The organism is Enterobacter cloacae complex sp. S1 (assembly GCF_014930525.1).
Classification (GTDB): Bacteria; Pseudomonadota; Gammaproteobacteria; order Enterobacterales; family Enterobacteriaceae; genus Enterobacter; species Enterobacter hormaechei_C.
Genome location: NZ_JADBRE010000054.1, coordinates 1 through 2,161, shown reverse-complemented (window position 1 = coordinate 2,161; position 2,161 = coordinate 1). Strand labels below are relative to the sequence as shown.

Sequence of the window (2,161 nt, the reverse complement as noted above, 5' to 3'; positions counted from 1 at the left end):
TGACCACGTCGAAGTAAGCAGCTCCGCGAAGCGGAGCTACTTAAGATAAATTCTATGTAGTTCCATGCTATGATTTAATTTTCAAGTTACAAAATCTAAATCTACAAATGTCCATTTGGGTGTAAAATTACACAATCCTATCTATACTAATACGAAATTCTTCAAAAACTCTTCCAAAGACTCGCCTGGATTATCGTTTTCTGATGAAATCATGCCTATTCTCCACTGTTCCAATATTTCCTCTTGAATTGGGTTTGGTCGCGGTAAGAAAATATAAGACTTTGGCTGTGCTTCTTCTAGCTTTTGCTCTTTCCAAAGCTTGGATAATTTATAAAATAGTAGTCTGATATTAATATCTGACAGACTATACCCAATAAAAAGAACCGATTTCCCGAGAACATCAGATCTAAACTTTATATCCAATGGAGTCTCAAACTCTAATCGTTGAAAGTAACTTGTTTCATCTAATACAATTGAACTATCGTCATCAAAGTCCCCATGAAACTTGATTATTTGCGTCTTATTATTATCTATTTTTGCAATATCAGAAACTGATGATATTTTTGTATACTCCTTACCATAGTTTGATAAGGCAGTTTCAATCCATCGGTCGTAATTTGTAGTATATATAATAGGAAAATTAGCTTTAGCTATGTACTCGTGAACTTTAGACTTTTTGATATCTATATCGCTAGAGTGCCACATTCTATCCATCCAGCTTCTAAGAGGCCCTATCTTGCCTTTTTTCAACTTGTAATACTCAGCTAACTCTAGTGCACTACCGAATGTACGATATATATCTGGGTCATAACCTAACTCAGTTGCAATGTGATCAACCAATTGACTCCATGATGGCAAACCTAAGTTCATTGACACACCAGCACCAACAAAAAGGATAACATTTCCTTTTTTATAATCAGCAAGTAATTGCTCCATTATTTTCCTCTCTCTAATAGATATTCTTTAAATTTATCGAAAGCTTTTTTCCTCATAGATATTTCATTTTTCCTGTCCCCCATCTCAGCAAAAGTCTCACTTTCGCCGTCAGGAATAAATATGCAATCCCATTGAAAATCTCGAGGGCCTTTTGGCACAGGAGATATCGTACCTTGAGTTTCACCTTCGAAAATATAGATTTTCATCGAATCACAATAGCCGATTATGGTTTTAGCAACTAAACGAGGGTTTTCACTTGTTCCTAATAATTGTGAAATTTTATCAGCTTGAAGCTTATCCCAAAATATTTGCGTTAAGCCACCCGGGAAACCATTGAGGCTTTCTATATATAGTCCAGTATGTTCGACAAAAACCGGTCTCCCAACTAATTTAAATGCTTTTAATAATTTATCTTTAATTAACGCATGGACATTTTCAGTTTGAATTTCATCTATAGAGTGTTCAGATGCTAATACAACTACTCCTGTACCTGATAGAATTTCATTTATTTCTTTAATTTTATGTCTATTTCTGGTTATGAATCGAATGTTCATTTCACACCTTTAAGAAAGCTATATCGCTTTTGAGTTTCATACATATTATCCATGACTATAAAATTCTTAGTCTCTTGCATAAATGCGACATAATCTTCACTCAAGCTTGATTTGTGAATAGCTGGATTATCTGAGCAAATCACAAACGGAACATTATGGTTAATCATTTCGCCAACTGGATGAGGATCGATATCAGAGACCGCACCTGTCAAACGATTACTAATAGGACAAACTTCAATGCAAATGTCCCGTTCTCTAATCAAATCCATTATCTCCGGAGATCTTATAACAGCAGTACCATGTCCGATACGATCAGCTCCATAACTAATTATGGCATTCCTTATGTTATCAGCATTTCCAGTCTCACCCGCATGAATTGTTATGCCTAGTCCATATTTGTCTTTAGCACTTCTAAATAAACTTGCAGTCTCAGGCGGTGGTGTTATATCTTCATTACCAGCCAAGTCCAAACCAATCACCCCTGCTGGACATCCTAGACTTTTGTAAGCACCAAGAAGAGAACGAAGATGTTCGGGAGCATATTCACCACGCGTAATAGTTAGAATAAGCCCAGCTTGAATATTGAATTTTCTAGAAAAAAAGTCAATATCATCTAAAACCCACTTCAATGCTTCGGAAACAGAAATATTATTAAGGAGTGCTATGTATAT

General features: G+C 35.5%; 3 protein-coding genes. All 3 read right to left on the bottom strand.

The genetic code is table 11. The annotated features are described in order from the left end of the window. Positions 1-141: 141 nt before the first annotated feature. Complete coding sequence (locus IM290_RS21270; RefSeq protein WP_370532107.1) at positions 142-939, bottom strand: SIR2 family protein; 798 nt, start codon at positions 937-939, stop codon at positions 142-144. After that, positions 936-1,490, bottom strand: a complete 555-nt coding sequence (locus IM290_RS21265; protein ID WP_180245787.1) for a non-canonical purine NTP pyrophosphatase — start codon at positions 1,488-1,490, stop codon at positions 936-938. The genes IM290_RS21270 and IM290_RS21265 overlap by 4 nt, the downstream gene beginning before the upstream one ends. After that, on the bottom strand, positions 1,487-2,161 hold a 675-nt coding region (locus tag IM290_RS21260; protein ID WP_193354497.1), incomplete at its 5' end, for an adenosine deaminase. The genes IM290_RS21265 and IM290_RS21260, both read right to left, overlap by 4 nt.

Coding starts and splice junctions, on each gene's coding strand:
- IM290_RS21265 (WP_180245787.1), bottom strand. CDS start 1,490: ATGAACATTCGATTCATAACCAGAAATAGACATAAAATTAAAGAAATA.